The 22,665-nt window shown below is 55.2% G+C and carries 21 protein-coding genes; 9 read left to right on the top strand and 12 right to left on the bottom strand.

Annotated elements, in window-relative coordinates; genetic code table 11:
- Positions 1 to 3: 3 nt before the first annotated feature.
- From C4520_14620 to C4520_14595, 6 genes are all read right to left on the bottom strand, one after another.
- Complete coding sequence (locus tag C4520_14620) at positions 4 to 2,109, bottom strand: NADH-quinone oxidoreductase subunit L (GenBank protein RJP18367.1); 2,106 nt, start codon at positions 2,107 to 2,109, stop codon at positions 4 to 6.
- Positions 2,110 to 2,134: 25 nt separating this feature from the next.
- Complete coding sequence (nuoK, locus tag C4520_14615) at positions 2,135 to 2,437, bottom strand: NADH-quinone oxidoreductase subunit NuoK (GenBank protein RJP18358.1); 303 nt, start codon at positions 2,435 to 2,437, stop codon at positions 2,135 to 2,137.
- Complete coding sequence (locus tag C4520_14610) at positions 2,434 to 2,967, bottom strand: NADH-quinone oxidoreductase subunit J (protein ID RJP18357.1); 534 nt, start codon at positions 2,965 to 2,967, stop codon at positions 2,434 to 2,436. The genes nuoK and C4520_14610 overlap by 4 nt, the downstream gene beginning before the upstream one ends.
- 8 nt (positions 2,968 to 2,975) lie before the next feature.
- Positions 2,976 to 5,603, bottom strand: a complete 2,628-nt coding sequence (locus C4520_14605; protein RJP18356.1) for a hypothetical protein — start codon at positions 5,601 to 5,603, stop codon at positions 2,976 to 2,978.
- Positions 5,576 to 7,534: an FAD-binding protein gene (locus C4520_14600; GenBank protein ID RJP18355.1), complete on the bottom strand. Its 1,959-nt coding sequence runs from the start codon at positions 7,532 to 7,534 to the stop codon at positions 5,576 to 5,578. The genes C4520_14605 and C4520_14600 overlap by 28 nt, the downstream gene beginning before the upstream one ends.
- Before the next feature lie 147 nt (positions 7,535 to 7,681).
- Positions 7,682 to 7,909, bottom strand: a complete 228-nt coding sequence (locus C4520_14595) for a hypothetical protein (GenBank protein ID RJP18354.1) — start codon at positions 7,907 to 7,909, stop codon at positions 7,682 to 7,684.
- A gap of 215 nt (positions 7,910 to 8,124) precedes the next feature.
- On the opposite strand from C4520_14595, the gene C4520_14590 reads away from it, so the two are divergent.
- Positions 8,125 to 9,309 carry an MBL fold metallo-hydrolase gene (locus C4520_14590; GenBank protein ID RJP18353.1) on the top strand — a complete coding sequence of 395 codons (1,185 nt, stop codon included), beginning with the start codon at positions 8,125 to 8,127 and terminating at the stop codon, positions 9,307 to 9,309.
- A 90-nt stretch (positions 9,310 to 9,399) separates the two neighbouring features.
- Here C4520_14590 and C4520_14585 read toward each other — a convergent pair whose 3' ends face one another.
- Positions 9,400 to 9,702, bottom strand: coding sequence for a DNA polymerase subunit beta (locus tag C4520_14585; GenBank protein ID RJP18352.1), 303 nt, complete (start codon positions 9,700 to 9,702; stop codon positions 9,400 to 9,402).
- A 67-nt stretch (positions 9,703 to 9,769) separates the two neighbouring features.
- A complete protein-coding gene (locus tag C4520_14580; protein RJP18351.1) occupies positions 9,770 to 10,702 on the bottom strand; it encodes an ankyrin repeat domain-containing protein in 933 nt (310 codons plus the stop codon).
- Between the two features lie 266 nt (positions 10,703 to 10,968).
- Between C4520_14580 and C4520_14575 the strand changes: the two genes are divergently transcribed.
- From C4520_14575 to C4520_14565, 3 genes are read left to right on the top strand one after another with little or no spacing between them, the layout of a single operon-like run.
- Positions 10,969 to 11,844, top strand: a complete 876-nt coding sequence (locus C4520_14575) for a hypothetical protein (protein ID RJP18350.1) — start codon at positions 10,969 to 10,971, stop codon at positions 11,842 to 11,844.
- A gap of 1 nt (position 11,845) precedes the next feature.
- A complete protein-coding gene (locus C4520_14570) occupies positions 11,846 to 12,817 on the top strand; it encodes a DNA adenine methylase (GenBank protein ID RJP18349.1) in 972 nt (323 codons plus the stop codon).
- Positions 12,818 to 12,851: 34 nt separating this feature from the next.
- Positions 12,852 to 13,679 carry a hypothetical protein gene (locus tag C4520_14565; GenBank protein ID RJP18348.1) on the top strand — a complete coding sequence of 276 codons (828 nt, stop codon included), beginning with the start codon at positions 12,852 to 12,854 and terminating at the stop codon, positions 13,677 to 13,679.
- A gap of 99 nt (positions 13,680 to 13,778) precedes the next feature.
- Here C4520_14565 and C4520_14560 read toward each other — a convergent pair whose 3' ends face one another.
- The 3 genes from C4520_14560 to C4520_14550 all read right to left on the bottom strand — a co-directional run bounded on the left by C4520_14560 (position 13,779) and on the right by C4520_14550 (position 17,190).
- On the bottom strand, positions 13,779 to 15,311 hold the full coding sequence (locus tag C4520_14560) for a DUF2851 family protein (GenBank protein ID RJP18347.1): 1,533 nt from the start codon (positions 15,309 to 15,311) through the stop codon (positions 13,779 to 13,781).
- Between the two features lie 420 nt (positions 15,312 to 15,731).
- The gene (locus tag C4520_14555) at positions 15,732 to 16,712 is read right to left on the bottom strand and encodes an MBL fold metallo-hydrolase (GenBank protein RJP18346.1); all 981 of its coding nucleotides are present in this window, start codon (positions 16,710 to 16,712) and stop codon (positions 15,732 to 15,734) included.
- Positions 16,713 to 16,725: 13 nt separating this feature from the next.
- Positions 16,726 to 17,190 (bottom strand): DUF1109 family protein, encoded by a 465-nt coding sequence (locus tag C4520_14550; protein RJP18345.1) that lies wholly within the window; start codon positions 17,188 to 17,190, stop codon positions 16,726 to 16,728.
- Between the two features lie 163 nt (positions 17,191 to 17,353).
- On the opposite strand from C4520_14550, the gene dnaJ reads away from it, so the two are divergent.
- The 3 genes from dnaJ to C4520_14535 all read left to right on the top strand — a co-directional run bounded on the left by dnaJ (position 17,354) and on the right by C4520_14535 (position 19,684).
- Entirely contained in the window at positions 17,354 to 18,466 is a 1,113-nt protein-coding gene (gene dnaJ, locus C4520_14545; protein ID RJP18344.1) for a molecular chaperone DnaJ, read from the top strand.
- 27 nt (positions 18,467 to 18,493) lie between these two features.
- Positions 18,494 to 19,135, top strand: a complete 642-nt coding sequence (locus tag C4520_14540) for a site-2 protease family protein (GenBank protein RJP18343.1) — start codon at positions 18,494 to 18,496, stop codon at positions 19,133 to 19,135.
- Between the two features lie 99 nt (positions 19,136 to 19,234).
- Positions 19,235 to 19,684: an Rrf2 family transcriptional regulator gene (locus C4520_14535; GenBank protein RJP18342.1), complete on the top strand. Its 450-nt coding sequence runs from the start codon at positions 19,235 to 19,237 to the stop codon at positions 19,682 to 19,684.
- A 17-nt stretch (positions 19,685 to 19,701) separates the two neighbouring features.
- On the opposite strand, the gene mnmG is transcribed toward C4520_14535, so the two are convergent.
- Positions 19,702 to 21,561, bottom strand: a complete 1,860-nt coding sequence (gene mnmG, locus C4520_14530) for a tRNA uridine-5-carboxymethylaminomethyl(34) synthesis enzyme MnmG (protein ID RJP18341.1) — start codon at positions 21,559 to 21,561, stop codon at positions 19,702 to 19,704.
- Between the two features lie 227 nt (positions 21,562 to 21,788).
- Here mnmG and C4520_14525 point away from each other — a divergent pair, with 227 nt between their 5' ends.
- The gene (locus tag C4520_14525; GenBank protein ID RJP18366.1) at positions 21,789 to 22,088 is read left to right on the top strand and encodes a nucleotidyltransferase; all 300 of its coding nucleotides are present in this window, start codon (positions 21,789 to 21,791) and stop codon (positions 22,086 to 22,088) included.
- A complete protein-coding gene (locus C4520_14520) occupies positions 22,072 to 22,434 on the top strand; it encodes a DUF86 domain-containing protein (protein ID RJP18340.1) in 363 nt (120 codons plus the stop codon). The genes C4520_14525 and C4520_14520 overlap by 17 nt, the downstream gene beginning before the upstream one ends.
- Positions 22,435 to 22,665 lie beyond the last annotated feature (231 nt).

The raw sequence follows: 22,665 nt of genomic DNA, 5'->3' as shown, positions 1-22,665 counted from the left end.
AGCTTACCGTAAGAGGATATAGATGCTTAAAAGCACAAACGTCCCGATTGCCATAACCAGGGCGTAACTGTGGGCATAGCCGGTCTGCACGCGCCGCATCATTCCACTTGCCACTTCCACAATGCGGCCCGTCAGATTCACCAGCCCGTCGACGACGGTGCCGTCGAACAACATGCTGCCGGAACTGAACGCTTTGGTCGCGTATGCGGCTCCGTTCACGATGCCGTCGATGATATGGGCGTCAAACCAGCACAGCAGGTTGGCGAACTGCTTCGTCGCGTTGATGACGGCGAACTCGTATATCTCGTCCACGTACCACTTATTCACCAGCGCCTTGTGAAGCCCCTGGAACTTGTATGCGAGCAACTGCGGCATGTTCGGATTCTTGATATAGAAGAAATACCCGATGCCGATGCCGATACCCGCGAGCGCCACTGAAACCACCATCATGAACAGCTCGAGGCCATGCGAGGATTCTGCGCCGCCCCCGTGACCGGTCACTTCCGCGGCATACGCCAGGCCCGCGGTTGCGGCCGCATGCGCTCCCTGCGCGCCGTGCGAAGCCTGATCAAGCACGGGCGCCAGAAAATGATGGAAATGGTTTCCGCCGCCAAGAGCGGCCGGGATGCCCACCCATCCGCCGATCAGCGAGAGGACGGCCAGCCCCATGAGCGGATAAATCATTGCGCCCGGCGACTCATGCAGGTGATGCTCCGCCTCGTGCGAAACGCGGGATTCGCCGAAAAACGTCAGAGACACGAGGCGCGTCATGTAGAAAGCCGTCATTGCCGCGGTGGCGGCCCCGATCGCCCACAAAAACTTCCCCCACATCGGCCCGAGGATCGGCGAATTGTAGGTGAACGCCTTCCACAGAATCTCGTCTTTGCTGAAGAATCCGGCGAACGGAGGAATCCCGGCGATTGCGAGATAGGCGATCATGAACGTCCAACACGTGTGCGGCATGTATTTCCTCAGGCCGCCCATGTTGCGCATGTCTTGGTCGCCACTCATGCCGTGGATCACGCTGCCGGCGCCAAGGAACAGCAGCGCCTTGAAGAATGCGTGTGTCATCAGGTGAAATATTCCGGCAAAATAGGCCGCGACTCCGCAGCCGAGCAGCATGTATCCGAGCTGGCTCACCGTCGAATACGCCAGAACCTTCTTGATATCGTTTTGCGCAAGACCGATAGAGCCGGCGAAGAAAGCCGTGCCCGCGCCAACGGCGGCCACAAGGATCAGGCTTGCAGGCGCCATCGAATACAGCACGTTGGCCCGCGAAACCATGTAGATACCGGACGTGACCATCGTGGCGGCGTGGATGAGAGCGCTGGTAGGCGTGGGGCCTTCCATCGCGTCGGGCAGCCACACATACAGCGGTATCTGCGCTGATTTTCCGGTCGCGCCGACGAAGAGCAGCATCGTTATCGCGGTGACTATCCCGCCTCCCACCGCCAATCTGTGCGGGGCCTCCGCGAAAACCGTCTCATAATCGAGCGTGCCGAAGACCGAAAACATCAGCAGCATGCCGAGCACAAACCCGAAGTCGCCGACACGGTTGGTGACGAACGCCTTTTTCCCGGCCGTCGCGGCCGAATCCTTCTCGAACCAGAACCCGATGAGCAGATACGAGCACAGGCCGACGCCCTCCCACCCGATGAACATCAGCAGGAAATTGCCGCCGAGCACCAGGATGAGCATCGCGCACGTGAACAGATTCATGTAAGCAAAGAACCGGTACTGGCTCGGGTCCTTGTGCATGTAGCCGTACGAATAGACGTGAATGAGGAAACCGACGCCGGTGACCACCAGGATCATGACGGACGAAAGCGCGTCCAGGTGAAGCTTGAACGGCACCTTGAACGCGCCCATTTCGATCCACGTGAACAGCTCGCGCGTGAAGACGCGCGAGCCTACTGCATTCGGCTCGATGTACCGGTAAAGCGCAACCACGCTGAGAACTGAAACGACAAAGGAGAGGAAAATCGTCGTGCATCCGATTATCGCGGGAACAAGTTCCGTCTTTCCTTTGAACAACGGGCGGCCGAGCACGCCGATAACCACAAAACCGATCAGAGGAAACAGCGGAATCAGCCAGATGTAATTCAGTATTTGTTCCATCGCGTGTCCTATTCAATCACCATTTCAGCGTGTTCGCGTCGTCTATGTTGACGCTCCGGTACAATCGGTATAAAGCTATCAATATGGCAAGTCCCGTGGCCGCCTCGGCCGCGGCGACCGTTATGACGAAAACGGCGAAAACCTGCCCCTGCGCCGAATGGTGATAGTTGGAAAAGGCGATCAGGTTCAGGTTGACCGCGTTGAGCATGAGTTCCATTGACATGAATATTACGATCAGATTACGCCTCGTGAGGAAACCCAGCATCCCGATGCCGAACAGGACGGCACCGAGAATCATTGTTTGCTGCAGCGGAATCATTGAAGTTCTTTCTCCCTTGCGGAAACGGATGTCGTGCTTCGCCGAGCCAGGATGACCGATCCGATCATCGCCACCAGAAGCAGGATCGAAGCTATCTCGAACGGATAGAGGTACTGCAGGAATAAATCCTTCGCAAACGCTTTCGTTGAATCGGTTGCCGCCGCCGCGGGTTCTCCGATTGCAAACGGCTCGATGCCGGTCAGGCTGACCGCGACAACAACAACCATGATCAGCGCCGAGAAAACGGCCGCGAATACGACTTGGCCCGGCTTATGGAAAGCTTTGCGCAGCGTCGAATCCTTCGAGAGGTCGACAAACATGATGACGAAAATATACAGGACCAGGATGCCGCCCGCGTAGATGATTATCTGGATCGCGGCGACGAACTCGGCATTCATCAGAAGATAGAGGCCGGCCAATGCGAAGAACGTCACCAGCAGCCACAGCGCCGAGTGCATCGGATTGCGGCGCGTGACCACCATGAAGGCCGAAACCACGGTGATAATCGCCAAAATCTGGAATGACAGCATAATCCCTTTTATCCCTTTGCCGGCATGACGCTGGCGACCCACGCCGGCGCGCCTTCCTCATCACGCAACACCGAAGCGTCGAGCTTGCCGATCAGCGCCTGGACCGCCCGATAATTATGCGAGGGCACGCTGACCACGCGGGGAGGTAATTCCTCGCTGATGAGAGCAGGCAGCTTGACCGAGCCGCCGTTTTTCGTTTTGACCACAACCGGCGCGCCGTTCTCGACGCCCAGCGCCTTCGCGTCGTCTTCGCTGATTTCGATCGCCTCGTCCACCCGCAGTTTCGCCAGGCTGCGCGAATGCAGCGAGACCGAGCCGCCATAATGCAACATGCTATCAAATGTCAGCACAAAAGAATAGGTGTCATCAGCCGCCGGCCGGCCTTCAACCACCAGCGACAGCTTGTGCCGTCCGGCCGGGGCCACTTTTTCATATTGCCAGGGCTCGCCTTTGGCAAGGCGGGCCTTATCCGTCAGAAAATCATAAATCGGCACATTTTGCGCGATTTGAACGCGCGCCGCCTCAACCGTCTCCATCGAAGCGAGCCCAAGCCGCTGCCCCAGTTGTGAAATTATCGACAGGTCGCTCCGGCTCCGCTCGATCGGCTCGATCGCCTTCGAGCTATGCTGAACGATCCTGCAGGCGTTGGTGTAAGAGCCTTCCCGCTCCGCAAAACTGCTCGCCGGCAATACGACGTGCGCCAGGTCGGCTACCGGCCCTGCAAATACATCTTGCACCACCAGCAGTTCCAGCTCACGGAGCGCATCCATCCCGATCCCGAACAGCGACATCTCCTTCTGGATGTCGCTCCCCATAAGGTACAACGCCTTGATGTCGCCAGACTCCATGGCCTGACGGATGTTCGGAACGCCGGATCCGTTTTGCGCGGTCGCCGTCTCTTTATAGCCGGGCAGGAAATCGGGCGAAATCCCCAGATCAAGCGCCCCCTGCGCATTCCCTTCGCAAAGCAGCGAGAGCACCTTGCCGCCTTTCAGCACGGCAACATTGATCGCCGCACTTGCAACCGATGCGTTCAGCGCCGATTGCAGGCTGCCGGGCGCGAGAACCAGCAGAAATTTCTTCGATGCGGAAATCGAATTTGCCATATCGGAGATGATGTCAGGATCGATCCCCGTGCGCGTCGCCGTATCCCCGAGCGAATATTTCATCACATGCAGCTTCAGCTTATCATAACCATCCAGCTTCTCGAGCGATTCCTTGTTGAGGTCGTTTTGAGAAAGCAGAATGTTGGTCAGGCAATTTAATAATGCCGTCTCTGCGCCGGGCGAAGTCCTCGCATATTGCGCGCATTGAGTGGTCAGCTTGTTGGAGCGATGGCCGATCACCAGCACTTTCGCCGTCCCGCTATTATGCACCCGCAGGAGTTCGAGAGCGGCCACCGGATGTGTCGTGATGATGTTTGAATCGACAACCAGGATCGCGTCGGCTTCGTCCAGATCGGACAGCGTCGCGGTCGGCGCGGGAATCCCGTAGACGCCGGTCATGGCATGAATGATTGCATGATTGGAAAGATGCGCCGGCGTATCCACTCTGTTCGAGCCAAGACCCTGTCTCATCAGACGTTGGAACGCGAAGAGCGCTTCGTTCGTGCATCGAGCCGAAGCCAGTCCGGCGACACTGTCGCCGTCGTGCGACGACACAATCTCCTTGAGCCTCTGCGCTGCGTAATCCAGCGCCTCGTCCCAGGAGACGGACTGGAGGCTGCCGTTTTTGCGAACGGCGGGGGCGCTCAGCCGCGCTTCGCTGTGGATCGCGTCTTTGCCGAATCTGCCCGCCGAGCACAGGTTCCCCCGGTTGTGCCCCTGGAAATCGCCGACGGTAACGCGAAAAACCTTGTTGTTGCGGACATTGAGCTCGTACTGGCACCCGACGCCGCAGAACGTGCAAACGGAATTGACCTTTTTCAGTTGCCACGCGCGCGCGCTGTAGCGGAATGTGTTATCGATGATAGCGCCGACCGGGCAGACCGACAGGCACTGTGAGCAGCTCTCGCACGCATACCCGCCGCTTTCGGTCGGGCCCACCTTCGAGGTGTAGCCCGCCCTGACGACGTAATCGATCGCGCGCGCTCCCTGGATTTCCTTGCAGACTTGGACGCATCGCCCGCACATGATGCAGCGTGTGTGCCAGATATCGAGCAGAGGAGAAAGCTCTTCTTTCGTTTTCTCCGGTTTCGGCGCCGTGAACCGCTGTTCCAGAACGGACATATTGACCGTTATATCCTGGACCAGACATTCGCCCGCCTTATCGCAGACCGGGCAATCAAGCGGATGATTCAACAGCACGAACTGCAGCATTTGTTTGCGCTGCCGGATGATTTCTTCGCTGTCGGTGCGAACAACCATGCCCTCGCGCACTTGCGTGTCGCAGGAGGCTACCGGCCGTTTCTCGCCGTCAACCTCGACCAGACAGATCCTGCACGCGCCGATGGGCGACAGCTTCGCGTGATAGCACAGCGTGGGAATATAGATGCCGGCGGATTGCGCCGCCTTTAGAATAGTGGTCCCCTCAGGGACGCTCACCTTTTGTTCGTTTATCGTCAGGGTAATCATCGGAAGATTCTTCTCGCTCCGTCTCTGTCCTCGGGTCAGGCGGTCATAATGATCCGGTAACATCTCATACAGCGTTCGGCCTCGGCCGCCGCGGCCTGTTCACTGAAGCCAAGCTCGACCTCGTCGAGGTTGCCGATGCGCTCCTTCGGCGGGAGCGCGGGCATCTGCGCCCGCTTCAGACCGCTTGTGCCGGCGCAGTATTCGGATTTGTCAACAGGGCCGAGCGCGTTGACGATTGCGCGCAGGCGCTGCAGCCGCTCGAATTCTGCGTGCGTGCCGCCGTTCAAATATTTGTCGATCGAGACCGCCGCCTGCAGGCCGGACTGTACCGCCGCGATGACCGATTGCGGTCCGGTTGCAACGTCGCCGCCCGCAAAAACGCCGGGGAGCGTCGTCTGCAACGTGTCGGGGTCCACCTCGAACGTTTCGCGCTTGCTTATGCCGAGTCCCTGTATTTTCCTGAAGTAGTCCAAGTCCGGCGCCTGACTCACCGCAGCTATGATCAAATCGGTATCTATGGTAAACTCCGAGCCCTTCACCTCGACCGGACGCCGCCGGCCGCTGGCGTCGGGTTCGCCGAGTTCCATGCGAATGCATTCCAGACCGACCACTTTCCCGTTTTTCCCGATCACGCGCACGGGCGCGGCCAGAAAATGCAGTTTCACGCCTTCGTGTTCGGCTTCTTCGACTTCCCACGGGCTCGCCGGCATCTCCTTGCGGGTGCGCCGGTAGACGATATTGACGTCTTCATACCCGAGATGCAGCGGCACGCGCGCGCAGTCAACGGCCGAGTTGCCGCCGCCGATGACGATTACCTTCCTGCCCAGGCGCGTCTCGTCGCCGAGGTTGACGCGGCGCAAGAATTCCATCGCGTCCAGCACGCCTTCGTTCTCGTCCTCGCCGGGTATGCCGAGTTTTTTCCCCTTCATCGCGCCGATGGCGAGGAAGACGGCCTTGAAGCCCTGGTCGAACAAGTCCTGCAGCGAAAAATCTCTGCCGAGCGCGCTGTTGGTCTTCACCGTGACGCCGTATTCCTGCACCTGCTCGATTTCGCCGTTGACGATGTCGCGCGGCAACCGATATGCGGGAATACCCAGATGCGTCGTGCCGCCGACAACAGGAGCGGCCTCGAAAATAGTCACGTCATAATCCCACGAGGCGAGTTCGCGCGCGCACGTGGCGCCCGCCGGACCCGACCCGATGACGGCTACTTTCCCCTTTTCCCCGGTTGATTTGTGGGGCTTAAGGCGGAACTGCTTCTGCTTGATCAGCTTTTTTTCGTAATCGGATACGGCTCGCTTCAAATAGGCAATCGAGATCGGCTCGTCGACATTGCTGCGCTTGCACAGTTTCTCACAGGGATGGAAGCAGGCGCGGCCGCAAATCGCCGCGAATGGATTGGGCGCGCGCGCAACGTCAATGGATTGGTTGAATTTTTGTTCTCGAATAAGCTCTATATAACGGGCGGCATCGGTCGTGGCGGGACACCCGAAATTGCACGGCGCGATCATGATCGATTCGGTCGCGGGCGCCTCGCATTTCTTGCCGTTGAGATGGGCCTCGAACTCGGCCTTGAAATTGGTGAGGGCGTCAACGAGCGGTTTCTCCATCGCGATGCCGAAGCCGCACAAAGCCCCATTGCGGACATCGGCGGCGAGCGACTTCAAAAGGTCGAGGTCGGCTGCGCGGCCTTCTCCAGCCGCGATCCGGCGCAGCGTATCCAATATCACGCATGAGCCGACTCGGCACGGAAAACACCTGCCGCAGGATTTCGCCTGGACCTGCTCGAAGAACTTCACCATCAACTGGACGATGCACACATCCTTGTTCAAAAGGACGATGCCGCCCCAGCCGATCACCGCCTTCAGGTCCGGCGGGCATTTGCCGTTCTGGAAAAACTTCTGGTGAGCCGATGGGATTTTTTCCGCGGATTGCTCGTCAACGAGTTTTCCGCAGGGATTCACAAACCAACTGTCAAAAAGAATCTCAGCCAATGATTACTTCTCCCAATACTCTTCTACCGCGCTGATTCTGGGGCGAATGCGCGGTTTGCTACCGGTACGAAGTTTTGGAGGGTTTTTGGAGGCCCGATATCCAGACGTACAGCTACCGGTTTTCAAGCGGCCTCGAAAATTACAACTTTATTTTATAACATGTTTCTGAGATGTTGTCAAGAATTTTCCGAATGTCCAACGGACAAAGAATCTTTTTGTAGCCTTTGGCGATTTTTTTACGCCAAGCGAAATTTCGAGCTCCAATAGAGCGGCGCGATCAGACCGAGCGCGCCTTCCCGAGTCTTTCTTCGTATCGGTTTTGGACAGATTATCATACATCCATATATAATTAATGAAAGACTGGGGGTGACCCATTCATCCATGTCATTCTTGGAACACTCAGCCATCTCATTCTCAGGCATTGTTCTTATCATTCGCAGGAGCATTCATCTTGTCATTCTGAGGAGCATTCATCTTTGTCATTCCGAGGAGCATTCATTTTTGTCATTCTGAGGAGCGAAGCGACGAAGAATCTCTGCCCTCGCACAAACGCCTAACCATGGAGTAGAGAGAAGAGAGGAGAACTTCCCATGACTCCACCCAATAGCGTCACCCTCCTGTGGCACGGGGCAGCCCACTATCATATCATCTATAATAACACCCGGATCGTGATCGATCCGCTGTATACGCGCCTGCCCGGCGACACGCCGCACCTGCCGGTCACAAGAGACGATGTCGAAAAAATCGACTGCCTGCTGCTGACCCACGGCCACCTCGACCATTCGAAGGACTTCCCGTATCTCGCCGCAAAACACAATCCGCTCACCTACGCCCCAGCGGCATGTCTGTCGAAAATCCATCACCTACCCTTAAAAAGCGGGCTTCCTTATTCGGCCGCCGGCATTTCAACCGCAAGTGGTCCGGAGGGCGGTCCAACGCAAACTCCTTTCAAAATATCTTCGCCGGCGCCGGCATCAGCAGAACCCGAAGACCGGATTGCATATCCTGGGTCGCCTTCTCTCCCCCTTTCGGAAAGGGGGACTGAGAGACTGTCCTATAATGGGTTGGCGCCGATGACAGAACGGTATCGACAAGTCAGAGTAACCCGTCATTCCTGCGAAAGCAGGAATCCAGGGTCTGGAAAAAGAAGACAAATCTCAATCACGGGACAGCCTCCTGAGGGGGATTTAGGATTACCCGCGACCGGTTCTCTTCATGCGCTTGAACAAGTAAAAGGAAAATCTTTCGATATCGCCGGCATCTCGATCACGCCCTATCAGATCGGCACCGAGGAGATCGATTTCTGGTTCATCCGCGAGATGTTCATCCGGCCGTGGAAACATCGGAAACCGGCCGCGCTCGCCGATGGCTTTCGCTGGCTGGCTCGCAACCTGTTCGGCAACTGCTTCGCGTTCCTCTTTTCGTTTCCGCCGAATGGCGGTACCATGCTCTATTTCGGCAATCTGACGAGCGAGGTGGACGAGCTGGACTCTATCGAGCGCGTCGACGTGCTCGCGATCCCCTTCTGCCCGGCGAACAACCACTGGCTGCGCGACACGCAGTTCCTCATCAACCGATTCCGTCCTGCCGTCGCGCTCATCCACCACTTCGACAACTTCATGAATCCGTTCACCCTCTACCGCTACATGAACCTGGACGACTACCGAAGCGCCGTCCGCCGGAAATGTCCCGAAACGAGATTGTATTTCTCGAAGTTCTATAAGGAGGTGGAGCTCTCGGAGATTGCCGCAATAAGGACGGCAAGCGAAGGGTAAGGACTATCGGGGGTGTGGGTTACTGGTCTTTACTTTCCGGCGGCGCTGGTGGGATCGGGGACTCAAGCAAGGCAATTAGTTCAGGGATATTCAGGCTGCATAGACGATCTCTTTATTATTCATGATTGCGTGGCGGCGGAAGGGATTACGAATTGTCCCTTTCTCAACAAGGTCCACCTCACGGCCAAAAATGGCCTTCAATTCATCTATCATATCGATCCAATCGTACAGGCTCCAATCCGCATCATCGGAGAAACTTATGAGCACATCTATATCGCTGTCAGGCCCAAAATCCTCTCGCAAAACAGAGCCGAACAGAACGAATTCTTTGATCTTCCATTTCTCGCAAAAAGCAGCGATTTTTTCTCTCTCAATCTGAATCTGCGCGGCCATGCGCACTCCTCTCTTGATTCCCCGCGACCAGCTTCTAAACTCATTTTATTGACGCACATTCCTAAAGTCAAGGTGCAGGAAAAATATTTCTCCGCATGAACGAGAACCTTGCTAGCCTCAAAATTTCTTCGATCTCTTTATAACTTTTGGATTCTGCAATCTTTATTGCAGTCACACCGTCTTCGGCTTTCACGTCCACTTCGGCTCCGTTGGCCAAGAGGGCCTTAATGGTCTCGACATGGCCATTCATTGTGGCGCACATCAGCGCCGTCACACCTTTACTATTTCTTATATCTGGGTCCATTCCTGAAGCCATAAAGAGTTCAACCGTTTGCGTATTTCCTTGAGCTGCTTGAGAAACGAACTCTTCATCGGTGTAAGCCACATTGGCCAATTCCAGTTTTTTTCGGGCAACGAAAGAAAGGTTTTCTGCAAGCCTGTTCTCCTCATACAGTTGTGTCTTCTGAAGAAAAGTTGTGCTCTGTTCCACCAGCCTATTTACCGTCTCCATTTCCTTTTGAGTCAGATGAATGTAGGTATTGGTTTCAAGGGCAAGAAATCGAATGACCTCTAAGACGTCAACAGCGATATCTGGCATTCCGTGGAGTTCAATGCTCCACAATTTGGGCTTGAAGTGTGCGAATTCGTTTCTGAGTTCAGATACCATTAATTCGACGGATTTCCTTTGGCTTTCCGTCAGATGGAGGTGCTTGCTGTGACTGAGCATTTTCATATGGTTGGGATCCTGGCACAACTTCAGCACATCCCAAATCCCGAGAAGCTTTCCCCTCCCCCTGTTAAGACTTGTATCATCTGTGCCGCACGCGGCTGCCACTGCAAAACCGTAAAGCGCACCGTGCAAAGCAATAATTACCCATTTCCACGCCTTTGTATTCTCCGGCGTCTCTCTGATAAAGAGGGAGGCGCGTTCAAGGTAATCCAATGCGTTCGTTTCTTCCTTCAATCTTAGCCATCGAGTTTCCGGAGGTTGTTGTTGCATATCCTTTCCCCCTATTTATGACGATTGGCCCTCTTTGATAGTGATTATAAGGCCAAAACTTATTGCATGTAAAGCCAGAATTGTAGCGGAAGTTACCTACCCGCGAAACGCTCACGGATCCCCAAATCTGTATGGGAGACGGGGGTAATAGAAGTTAGTATCTTTCACAACCTTCTTCACTCTTATTTTGTTTTCTTTGACATACCTGAATATTCTTCCTATAATCTAATTGGGGATTCGGGAAGAAAGGCTACGGACGCGACAGCATGAAACAACCTTTATCGGAAGTGTTCGGATATCTCATTTCTGATACCTCTGAAAGGGCCGTTCGGTACCGCACAAAGAAGCTTTGCCCGTTCAACAACAAGGTGCCGAATTGCACGAAGGATAAGGCAAAGGACCCTTTGGGGGTGTGCAGCATCTATTATGATAGTGGGCCGGTCATTACATGCCCTGTCCGTTTTCGCGAGGATTGGCTGATAACGGATGATGCGGCATCTTTTTTCTTTGCCGAAGGAACCCAGTGGAGTTCACTTGTGGAAGTTCGCCTGAATGATGCAAACAGCAAATCAGCCGGTAATATAGATGTAGTCCTCGTTGCATATGACCGGAACGGAAAAGTATATGACTTTGGCGCTCTTGAGGTGCAGGCGGTGTACATATCTGGCAATGTTCGCGAACCTTTTGAGCACTATATGACCAACCCGGCACAACGCATAAATATGGATTGGTCGGATCAGCCGAACTACCCGCGACCTGATTATCTGTCTTCTTCGCGAAAGAGACTGGCTCCTCAGCTTCTCTTCAAAGGCGGCATTCTAAACAGCTGGGGAAAGAAAATTAGCGTTGCCTTGAATAGATCATTCTTTGAAACATTGCCGAAGCTTAAACGGGTTCCAAAGGATAAGGCTGATATCGCCTGGTTCGTCTATGACTTGGAACTGAGAAAGAGCGAATGCGATCCCGATCGATACGCGCTGACAAAGGTGGATGAGGTATTCACTCAATTTGGCGCCTCTCTTGCCACAATTACAACTCCGGCGGTGGGTGATGTGGAGCATTTCATCAAGCTTCTTCAGGAAAAACTGGACGAGCAACTTGAGACACCACCCAATAACAGATCTATTGAAAGGCCATTCTGAAATGCGAGACGCTCGACAGACATTTCTGTTTGCGGATTTTGAAGAAAAAGCTTCACCGAAACCGGTGAATGTGGCGTCGGTCCCACAGAGAAGCCCTTTTCGCTATCCGGGTGGCAAGACGTGGTTTGTGCCAACTTTCCGGGAATGGCTGAAAAATAAGAGCCTACGGCCTCGCCTGCTCGTTGAACCTTTCGCTGGCGGCGGCATAATTAGTTTGACCGCTCTTTTTGAAAATCTGGTCGATACTGTACTTATGGTAGAACTGGACGAGGAAATCGCTGCCGTGTGGCAGTCTATCGTCGCCGGCGAGGCGCGATGGCTCGCAAAGCGCATTCTGGAATTCGACCTTACAAAAGAGGCGGTAATTACGGAAATTTCGAAGAAGCGCCGGTCAGCACGGGAGCGCGCTTTTCAGACGATCCTTAAAAATCGCACTTTCCACGGCGGAATACTTGCCGAAGGATCAGGGTTTCTAAAATATGGCGAGAACGGCAAAGGCGTTCTTTCGAGATGGTATCCCCGCACGCTTGCCAAACGCTTCGAGAATCTTGAACTGGTCGCGGATCGAATCGAGTTCAGATGCTCCGATGGCCTGGATGTCTTACAAGAATTTGCATCCGCACTCGATGTGGTGTTCTTTATTGACCCACCTTACACGGCAGGCGGAAAGAAGGCAGGTAAACGCCTCTATCGTTATTTCGAACTGGACCACGAAAAGTTGTTCTCGATCTGCGAGAAGTTGAAAGGAGATTTTCTCATCACATACGATAATGCAGATGAAGTCAAGGCGCTGGCCCGCGAGCACAAGTTACAAATGCGGCTCATGCCAATGACAAATACTCATCATGCGAAAATGGAAGAGCTTGTAATCGGGAAAGACCTTTCCTGGATGGACGCTTTTCCTGCAGTTCACGAGCCTCCCGCCAGTTACGTCCGTTCGAAGAAGCGAAGACGCTGTAAGGTTAACCATTAGAATTTTAGAAATGGATAGGCGAGAAACGAGCTTAATGGGGTATCGCTACCCGATGAATGCGTGGGAGATGAAGATCAAAAACCTGGAAGATGAACTGTACAAGGCCCGAATCGCTATAATCCGCCTCATGCCGGAGCGCATTCAGTCGATCTTAAGTAGCTTTTATTCCTGCGAATCCCGGCAGGAATCAATTGCCTGGGAGCACAACGTGATTGAGCAGCTCATTGGTTTTGCGACAATCCTATCCCGTGAAGAGGGATCATACTTATCAGATCGGGCTTATTGCCCGTTGTGCGGTGATGGTAGCTCATCAGCGTATGAAAGAGGTTTCACCGTCCCGGAGGGTCTTCGGCGGCACCTTGGCGGATGGGGTAATGTGCGGCAGTGTGACGTTATGGTCGCGGCGGAAAGATTATCCCGAGAGCACTTCCACGAAACATTTCATGAAGCAGAAGAACGAGACCGTCAGGAAGTGCTTCGCCTTACGCAGGAACGAAAGAAAACCGAGATCTTATACCTGATAGGGCCCATGGAAGACCCACGTCTAATAGACGAATCGCTGTGGTACGACAAAGTACCGCGTGACCCTGCTAGTATCGCTTGGGCCGAGCAGCGACTGAAGGATCTCGGTTTCTCGATTGCAACAGATGATAATGTAAGACAATATGTTCTTGATCTAGAGGATCATGTTGTATTTGCCGACCCGCGTATTGAGGGGCAAATCACTTTCAACGTTTATAGAAAACCTCTACCACGTCGCAAGGGACACAGGAGATTGTACCAGTCTTTTTACATCAGAGATAATTGGAAGAATGACCTCCAGGGTAAATTCGAAACTCGCCTTGAGAGAGCGAAAACTTGAGGTTATTCCAACTAACATAGTTGATCTTCTTAATCTCTTCTCGCGATGAGAACAGAGCCCGAATGAATTCTATCGGCGCTGTCGAAGAATCTTTCCTTCTTATATGACAGTGCTCGATGCATCCATCAGCTTCTCGCCGATATACCCGCTCTGGAGGCCGGCGAAGATGCCGCAGTTCTCGCACGATGGGTCCTCGCTGCACCAGTCGGCGAATATCTGCAGAAGGCCCTGCTGGGCGCGCGCCGACTTGAAGAGGCGCCCCTTCTGCTCACCTCCGAACATGCGGTATTCCATCAGGCGCGTTATGCTGTTGGGAAGAAGCGAGGGCATCCCGCAAAAGATTTCGTGGACGCGCTCCTCTTTTTCCGCCGATTGCTCGGTCCGCGCATAGAGCAGCGCAAGAGGGATGAAGGCGTTCACCAGAATCGTCTGCGCCCGATCGCGGCCCACGATTGCCGCGGGTCTTTCAAACCTTTTTCCATGTGCGCTGTAGTGGAACGACCAGAAATCGTCGCGCGCATCGGTCAGAAAGCTGATGCATTGCGCCTGGGCGCGCCGCCGCGCCGGCAGCAGCACTCGCTCGAGCACCGCCTGAAACAGACCGCCTCCATACGAGCGGGCGAGCACATGACTGATTCCCGCAATTCTGCGCTCGGGCCGGTTCGCCGGGCGCACCGCCGCCCCCTTCCATTCCATTTTTCCGTCTTCATCGCTGAAGCCGAATTCGCCCCATAATTTCCGAAGGCGATCGTAATGCTTTTTCGCGGCGGGTGATTTTTCATCATCATCGGCAGAAGCGAGCAGGCCGGCGCTTCCAAGCAACAGCGCCTGGGTCAAAAGAGCGGCATCCAGACCATTGGCTGGATTAACCGAAAGCACCCGCTCGCGCAGCCGTACATACGGCAGTTTGCGCGCGAGCAACCCGAACTGCTTTGTGAACGCCTTGTAACCCATGCCCTCGAGAACGGCCGAATAGGTGATCTGGTCGAGGTTAGTGCGCTCGGTCTCGTATCCGAAACGGCGCTGCTTTACAATAATACGCGCGTCCCCGCTCAACAAGAGCAGGCGCTGGATTGCCTCGGCCGGCAAATGCTCGAGAAGGGCCTGGCAGCGCCCGAAATTGCACATGCTGCGATACGGGTATTCCTCGGGACGGAGCGCACAGCGGAGCACGCCGAGACTGTCGGCGAGGCGGTCCCACAGGACAAGCTCGGGAATCTTCGCGCCGCGGCGGCCCAGCGGCGGCGAATCGCCCGGGCGCCCAGACAGGACGACGTGGAGAATGACGTTGTCGTACTGCGGGTCGCTCGCATGACCGTGGGCGCGCCAACTGGATGAATCGACGTGCAGCTCGACATCGCCGCACAGGCGCACTCGTCCGATCGTGATCTGGGCGTTCTTGAAGTCGGGGCCGGCTTCCAGATTCCACATGCCGGGCGAATGAATAATGATGCGCCTGCCGTCGCGCGTCTCGAGCCGGCTCTCGTCGAAGAGCCGATCATACCAGATGCATTGAAGAAGCCGCTCGCTGATGCGGCCGCCGTTCGATGCAAGCAGGTAGTTTCGCTCGATGCGCTCGCCGAAGGCGGGGACATCGTCAAACAGGTGGAAATACTCGTTCGAGAAGGCCATGGCGCTTCCTCCCTGTTTTCCTGATCGAGTGAGGCGGGGTCTTTCGGCCCTGCTAACAGAAGATGAATGGGACTTGCTTTCCTCCGATGTTAGTGTGACTGGTCATTTGCGCAGGAGCCCAGCGCGCCGTGCCAATAGGATGAAAATCGAGATTTCGCCAGTTATGCAAGATGTGGTTGTTTAATATACAGCATTGGATAATTTATTTGCAAGCAGAAAAATCCCGGTTCAGATTCTCGAGGAAAGGCGGAGACAATGAAACTGCCCGAGTCGCCGGGTTCTTGCTCTGGGGACCACCATTCTACGAATTTCAATAAAAACATGAATTCCGTAAATGGAGTCCGTCCCCATCGCGACCGTGACCGAATCCACCCCGGTGTCGCAGGGGCAGTTCGTTTCCCCGAATTCCCGCTGGCGCCCTCAGAAAACCCTGTGGTAATAATACTTTCCGTCGTTTATTTCAGTCTCGACCGCGCCCTCTGCCTTCAGCAGGTCGAGGTGGCCGACGGCCTCGGACATGCCGAGGTAAATCTGAACCTGGCTGATTTCGGGAAACAGGTGACAGCAAACGTCGTAGGCCGTTTTCGGAGAACCATTCAGGAACTCGAACACTCTTTCCTTCCGCAGCCGGTGGTGTTCGATAATGCTGTCGATGATTGTGTTGCAGTTGTTGATGATCTCGCCATGCCCGGGCAGGACCGACGCGATATCGAATGTTTTCAGCCTTGTGATTGAATCTATGTAAGCCGCCAGGCTGTTGGTGCGGGGTTCGGAGGCATCTCTCGGAAGATAGATCAGGGGTACCGGACTGATGTGCTTGAGCAGGTTATCTCCGGAAAGCAGGATCTGCTCTGAGGCATCATAAAAATTGATCATGCCGGGGGAGTGGCCGGGGCAGTGGATAACCAGCAACTGCCTATGCTCAAACGTGATACGATCGCCGTCGCCAACGGTATCGGTGACGGTGATGGGGTCTCGCATCTGCTGAAAAACCGGGTGGCGCATCAGGATCGAGTCGAGGCACTCGAGCGGCAGGCCCATTTCGAGCAGAAACTGTTCGGTGCGACGGGAGTAGTGGTCGTCGCCGGCATAACCTTCCGGATTCTCAAGGTCGTGCACCTCGAGCGGATGTGCAAACACCCGCGGAGAACCTTCCGCCGCCACTGTGGCCATCAGGCCGTAGTGGTCGAGGTGCGAATGCGTAATCAGAAGGCGCCTGATGTCGCTGAACTGCAGGCCGATTTCAGCCAGCCCCGCCCGCAGACCCTCGAGCGCTTCATCCATCTTCAATCCGGAATCGATGAGAGTAATCGGATCGTCTTTGATGACATAACAATTGACCGGCCCGGTGGGGAACGGGGTGGGCGTGATAATCTGGTGTATGTGATGCATTATTCGCATAAGGAAAACGTCACTACGGCGTCACGAAGCCGGTACCGTCGCACTCGCCGCAGGGATATTCCGGCCGCAGCTTCGCCCGGCCCGTTCCGTCGCAGCGCGGGCATTTCTCGGTCTTCACAACTTCATGGGTCGGCGTTGCAAGATAGCGGAAATAGATGGTGCCGGCCAGAAGAAGTCCGGCGAAAATGAGCAACAGGATGAAATATGTCTGCCGCCTCTGCACGTCATCCGATGCAGCCGGCTCGCGCAAAAGCCCCCAGAGCGCAAACGCCGCCAGCACAAAAACGAAAATGAACGTGATGTTGGCGGCATCGAACGACATGCGCTTTGACAGCATCTTCAGCATGTCGATGTCGATTCCCAGGCCCACGTACAACGTGAGGACGAGCAGGAAAGCCAGCACCACAACAACAACCGCCACTATGATGTAGCGCTTGAGAACGTCTTCTTCTTCCCCGGGCTTGTAATCGTACGCCATGGCAGCCTTCCTAAAGTTAACTTTTTCAAAATATTATCACATTTTTCACGCTCTTTGCAAGCGATTTTCACCCTGCTGAAAAGCTCGACAAGGGAGTTCGATTTATGCTATATTAAATTGTACATTACCGTACTGTTCATACAACTTAACGAGGTGAGAAGGATTGCCGCCCAAGGATTATTATAACGTCTTAGGTGTCTCTAAAAGCGCATCTGCAGACGATATACGCAAGGCTTACCGGAATTTGGCGAAGAAGTACCATCCCGACCGCAACCCGAATAATAAGGCGGCCGAAGAGAAATTTAAGCAGGTTCAGGAAGCTTACGACGTCCTGGGAGATGAGACCAAGAAGAAACAGTACGACCAGATGCGGGATGGCGCATTTGCCGGATTCGGGCCCGGTGGTTTCCAGGGCTACACGACTCGGCCGGGAGGTGGCGCCCAATTTCGGTATGAAGACCTTTCCGGCTTCGGCGATCTGGGAGATCTTTTCAGCTCCATTTTCGGCTTCGGGGCCGGCCCGCGCGCGGGACGCGGAGCCCACGGCCCTGCGAGAGGCGAGGATGCTCAAGCGGAAATAGAGGTCCCATTCGAGCAGGCCGTTTCCGGCGGAAAAATGACTTTCCAGATATCCCGTGAGGAAGACTGCTCCCGCTGCAATGGCTCTGGAATGGAGCCTGGATCGGGCTCCAAAACGTGCCCGACATGCCAGGGACGCGGCAATGTTGCGACCAGTCAGGGGGCATTTTCAATCAGCCGGCCCTGCCCCACGTGCCTGGGACGCGGAACCGTGGGCGGCAGCGCATGCACCCGCTGCGGCGGCACTGGAGCCGTGTCGGGTACCCGCTCGATCGCGGTGAATATTCCTCCGGGCGTCAGCGACGGCTCAAAGATTCGGGTTGCCGGTCAGGGACAAAAAGGCACGCAGGGAGGCCCGCCGGGCGATCTGATCCTGACCGTGCGCGTGCGCCAGCATCCGCGCTTGAAGCGCAAGGGGAGCGACATCTATTCGGAAGTGACGATCAATCTTGCGCAGGCAGTCCTCGGCGCCCGCGTTCAGGTGGAGACACTGGACGGACCGGTTCAGCTTAGGATCCCTCCCGGCATGCAACCCGGAAAGAAGCTTCGGCTCAAGGGTAGAGGCATAAAGAAGCTGCGCGGGCCCGGCAGGGGCGACCATTACGTCGAAGTGCGCGTCCAGATTCCCGAATCGCTCAGCGAGGCCGAGCGGGAAGCCTTCACCCGGTTCGCCGAGACGGCCAAGCTGAAACATTGAGAGAAGCAGGGAAGAGGAAATAAATAAATGCCTGATTTGGTGGAATTACTTCCTTTATATGTGGTGCTGCTGTTTTCGGCATGCTTTCACGAAGTTGCCCATGCCTGGACAGCCTACATGTGCGGCGACGATACCGCCAGGCTTTCCGGCAGGTTGACGCTCAATCCCATCGTTCATATCGATCCCATAGGCACAATCATTTTCCCACTGCTGGGCCTCGTGATGGGCGCCCGCTTCCTGTTTGGATGGGCCAAGCCTGTCCCGGTGAATCCGAGCCGCTTCCGCTCCTACAGGCGCGACGATATCCTGGTCTCGCTCTCAGGGATAACCGCCAACCTCCTGCTTGCGCTCCTGGCGGCCTCCATCTTCAGAACGATCACCACATTCAGCGGGTTGTTTATGGGCAGCGCCGTGGCAGGCATAATCCTGAAGCTGCTGTACTATTTGATGACCATTAACGTGGTCCTGGCCGTGTTTAACCTGGTGCCGATCCCGCCGCTGGACGGCTCGCGCGTACTCTTTCATTTCCTCCCTCGCCGCGCCGCCTGGCAGTTTCAGAAGCTCGAGCGATATGGATTTATTCTATTAATACTTTTTTTATATGTGGGAATATTCAGGGGGATTCTGGGCGTTCCTCTTAAGATCTTCTACGTGATTGCAGGCATCTGATTCTTGTTTTTTTCGGTCTTTTTCTTTGCAAAAGACATTTACACTGGCGCTTTTCGTTGCTATAGTAAGGTGGCAATTGTTTAAAAAGGGGGGAACGCGATGCAGATAACCCGCGCCGCCGAATACGCCATTCGAGGCGTACTATACCTCAGCTTGCAAGCGGAAGGATCCGTTTGCCTGCTTGGTGAAATTTCCGAGCGCCAGCAAATACCGCCGAGTTTTCTCTCCAAAATATTTCAGAACCTGGCGCGGGCGGGCATCGTCAGCTCGTCCCGCGGCACGGGCGGCGGATTCATGTTGATCAAGGACCCTCGCGACATCTCCCTTCTCGATGTGGTCGAGGCGATTGAAGGGCCGATCTCTCTCAATATGTGTCTTGGCAACGGACAGATGTGCGAGCAGCGGCCCACCTGCGCCGTTCATTCCGTGTGGCGCGACGCGCAAAACCATCTGCTCGATCTGCTGAAAAAGAAGAGTTTCTTTGACCTCGCCGAAACCAGCCGAAGACTTTGCGAAGAAGTCGCACGCGAACCCCAGCCCAGCGATTGAGTGCAACGATACCTCAGTCACGCCTTCAAGTAAATCATCAATATCGAAATGTCCGATGGGCTGACGCCCGAGATGCGGGAGGCCTGCCCGAGCGACATCGGGCGCAGCCGCGAAAGCTTTTCCCTCGCCTCCGTCGACAGGCCGTGCACCCGCCCGTAATCGAAGGAATCGGGAATGAGCGAATCCTCCAGCCGCTTCAGCTTCTCGATGTGCGCGAGTTGGCGCTTGATATATCCTTCATACTTCACTGAAATCTGCAGTTGTTCGGCCACGTCCCGTTCGGGTATGGATGCTCCGGCCAGCATATAGACATCGGAGATGTCGAGTTCGGGCCGCCTCAAGAGTTGCTCGAGCGTCGTCCCGTCCCGAAGCGGCCCCGTGCCGCGTTCGAGAAGAAATTTCTCGATGGCCGGCGCCGGATTCAGCCGCACCGACTTCAACCGATTCATCTCATCCTCGATGCGCTCGCATTTCTTCTGCAGTCGGTCCATCGCCCGTCCGTCGATCAGCCCGAGGTTGTGGCCCAGTGGCGTCAGACGCAGATCGGCATTGTCCTGCCGCAGAAGCAGGCGGTATTCCGCCCGCGCGGTAAACATGCGGTACGGCTCGTGGATTTCCTTGGTGATCAGGTCGTCGATGAGAACGCCGATATAGGCTTGCGAGCGTTCAAGCACGAGAGGCGGCTCACCTCTCAGCTTCAAAGCCGCATTGATTCCAGCCATAAGTCCCTGCGCGGCGGCTTCTTCATAACCTGATGTCCCGTTGATCTGGCCGGCAAAATACAAGTTCTCGACCCGCCGGGTCTCCATCGTTGCCCTGATCTGCGAGGGTGGCGCGAAGTCGTACTCGATCGCATAACCGTATCGCATGATCTCGGCGTGCTCAAGACCTCGGATGCTCTGAACGATCTTGACCTGCACGTCTTCGGGCAGACTGGTTGATATGCCGTTGCAGTAAAGCTCGTCGGTCTCCAGTCCCTCCGGCTCAAGAAATAATTGGTGCTGCAGCTTATCGGGAAACTTCACCACTTTATCTTCTATCGATGGGCAATAGCGGGGGCCGATTCCGCGGATTTTCCCGCTGTAAAGCGGCGAGCGGTCGAGATTTTCGCGAATGATCCGATGCGTGCTCTCATTGGTGTATCCGAGATAGCATGGCACCTGCGGGCGCTCGATCTTTTCGGTCGAGAACGAAAATGGCGGCGGCGGCACATCGCCTGGCTGCTCAGTGAAAGCCGTGAAATCGACTGTATTACTATTGATGCGCGGCGGCGTGCCGGTTTTCAGGCGCTCAAGCGTGAAACCGAGGCTTTCGAGCGAATCCGACAGGTGTCTCGACGGGAATTCACCCGCTCTTCCAGCCTCATGCTGGGAAAGCCCCACATGGATCAATCCGCGCAGAAAAGTGCCGGCCGTGACGATCACCGCGCGGCCCTCGAATTTCGTTCCGGTCTGTGTGATTACGCCGTCGACCCTGCCATCGCGAATGGTTATCTCCTCGACCAGCGCCTGCTTGAGGTCCAGCCCGGCGGCCTCCTCGAGGAAATGCTTCATCTTGAGCTGATACGCTTTTTTATCGGCCTGGGCGCGCGGCGCCCAAACCGCCGGACCTTTGCCCCGGTTCAGCATCCGGAACTGGATGCCGGTAGCGTCGATCACTTTTGCCATGGCGCCGCCCAGTGCGTCAATCTCGCGAGTCAACTGCCCTTTAGCCAGTCCGCCGATCGCAGGATTACACGACATTTGGGCCAAGGTATCAAGCGAGATCGTCAGAAGCAGCGTATCGCAGCCCATCTTCGCGGCGGCAAGCGCCGCCTCGCAGCCGGCATGGCCTGCCCCGATCACGATTACGTCGTATTTCTTTGGATGGATATACATTTGAATCTTTGGCGCGTTCTCTTTTAACTATTCTATCCCGAATATCCGAAATATCCAAGACCATGGTAGCTGCGAGACCGAACCAATTTTCTCACTTTCACTGGCCGAGGCCGCCACGAATCGACGGGTGGTTCAGTTAAACGGTAATAATCTTGCTTTTCCTTCGCTGTTTCGGTTAAATTTATGAGGAAGAATGAATGGGTTCATCCCTCTTCCGAGAGGTAGCCATGATTCAAATATCGATAGAAAAGGAAAAGATTGCGGAGTTCTGCCGCAGGCACCACATTAAGAAACTCTCCTTTTTTGGGTCCGTGTTGCGCGAGGATTTTACGCCCAACAGCGATATTGATGTGCTTGTCGAGTTTGAGGCAGGACACGTGCCCGGACTTGCATTTTTCGACATCGAGCGAAAGCTTTGCCATCTGCTGGGGCGAAAAGTCGATTTGCACACGCCACAATTTCTCAGCCGTTATTTCCGCGACGAGGTGTTATCCGAGGCCGAAGTCCTGTATGACCAGACACGATGACCTCACGCGATACCGCCACATGCTCGATCACGCAAGGGAGGCGGTATCCATGGCTCGGGGAAGGATGCGGGGCGACCTCGACTCGGACCGAAGTTTGAACCTTTCGCTTACTCGCTTGCTCGAAGTGGTCGGGGAAGCGGCGAGCCGGGTGAGCAAGGAGGAGCAGTCCGCGTGTCCGAATATTCCGTGGTCACAGATTGTGAGCATGCGAAATCGCCTCATCCACGGCTATGACGCAGTGGATTTTGATGTCCTCTGGGAAATTGTGACGCAAGACCTGCCGCCGCTCATCGCAATTCTGGAGTCGTTCGTTCCAGAGGAGAAACAGCCGGGCGGGTCTGAGTGATTTGATGAATAGGCGGATTCGCGACAATTGCGGCAATGGGTGATGCCGAAACCCTCGCTATCGAAATAGGATCGAGATAAGTCCTATAAGAACCCCGATCAGTCCTGTAAGAGCCGATAGTAGTCCAGCCCAAAGGTAGTGTAGGCTAATTTCTGTAAAAGTAGACAAAGCGGCCAGCTTTGTGCTCCAATCTTTGGTTGTAGTTGTAGGGAAATCAAAGAGAGGAGGACA

The sequence above is a fragment of the Candidatus Abyssobacteria bacterium SURF_5 genome (assembly GCA_003598085.1).
Classification (GTDB): domain Bacteria; phylum Abyssobacteria; class SURF-5; order SURF-5; family SURF-5; genus SURF-5.
This window is presented reverse-complemented; position numbering and strand designations above follow the sequence as displayed.

What these genes read in the sequence shown, in the direction of transcription:
- C4520_14575 (RJP18350.1), top strand. Translation starts at nt 10,969, where the DNA reads ATGAAACAACCTTTATCGGAAGTGTTCGGATATCTCATTTCTGATACC.
- C4520_14610 (RJP18357.1), bottom strand. Translation starts at nt 2,967, where the DNA reads ATGCTGTCATTCCAGATTTTGGCGATTATCACCGTGGTTTCGGCCTTC.
- C4520_14540 (RJP18343.1), top strand. Translation starts at nt 18,494, where the DNA reads ATGCCTGATTTGGTGGAATTACTTCCTTTATATGTGGTGCTGCTGTTT.
- C4520_14580 (RJP18351.1), bottom strand. Translation starts at nt 10,702, where the DNA reads ATGCAACAACAACCTCCGGAAACTCGATGGCTAAGATTGAAGGAAGAA.
- C4520_14605 (RJP18356.1), bottom strand. Translation starts at nt 5,603, where the DNA reads ATGTTACCGGATCATTATGACCGCCTGACCCGAGGACAGAGACGGAGC.
- C4520_14565 (RJP18348.1), top strand. Translation starts at nt 12,852, where the DNA reads ATGGGGTATCGCTACCCGATGAATGCGTGGGAGATGAAGATCAAAAAC.
- C4520_14590 (RJP18353.1), top strand. Translation starts at nt 8,125, where the DNA reads ATGACTCCACCCAATAGCGTCACCCTCCTGTGGCACGGGGCAGCCCAC.
- C4520_14595 (RJP18354.1), bottom strand. Translation starts at nt 7,909, where the DNA reads ATGGGTCACCCCCAGTCTTTCATTAATTATATATGGATGTATGATAAT.
- C4520_14535 (RJP18342.1), top strand. Translation starts at nt 19,235, where the DNA reads ATGCAGATAACCCGCGCCGCCGAATACGCCATTCGAGGCGTACTATAC.
- C4520_14560 (RJP18347.1), bottom strand. Translation starts at nt 15,311, where the DNA reads ATGGCCTTCTCGAACGAGTATTTCCACCTGTTTGACGATGTCCCCGCC.
- C4520_14520 (RJP18340.1), top strand. Translation starts at nt 22,072, where the DNA reads ATGACCAGACACGATGACCTCACGCGATACCGCCACATGCTCGATCAC.
- mnmG (RJP18341.1), bottom strand. Translation starts at nt 21,561, where the DNA reads ATGTATATCCATCCAAAGAAATACGACGTAATCGTGATCGGGGCAGGC.
- C4520_14555 (RJP18346.1), bottom strand. Translation starts at nt 16,712, where the DNA reads ATGCGAATAATGCATCACATACACCAGATTATCACGCCCACCCCGTTC.
- C4520_14570 (RJP18349.1), top strand. Translation starts at nt 11,846, where the DNA reads ATGCGAGACGCTCGACAGACATTTCTGTTTGCGGATTTTGAAGAAAAA.
- C4520_14585 (RJP18352.1), bottom strand. Translation starts at nt 9,702, where the DNA reads ATGGCCGCGCAGATTCAGATTGAGAGAGAAAAAATCGCTGCTTTTTGC.
- C4520_14550 (RJP18345.1), bottom strand. Translation starts at nt 17,190, where the DNA reads ATGGCGTACGATTACAAGCCCGGGGAAGAAGAAGACGTTCTCAAGCGC.
- C4520_14525 (RJP18366.1), top strand. Translation starts at nt 21,789, where the DNA reads ATGATTCAAATATCGATAGAAAAGGAAAAGATTGCGGAGTTCTGCCGC.
- nuoK (RJP18358.1), bottom strand. Translation starts at nt 2,437, where the DNA reads ATGATTCCGCTGCAGCAAACAATGATTCTCGGTGCCGTCCTGTTCGGC.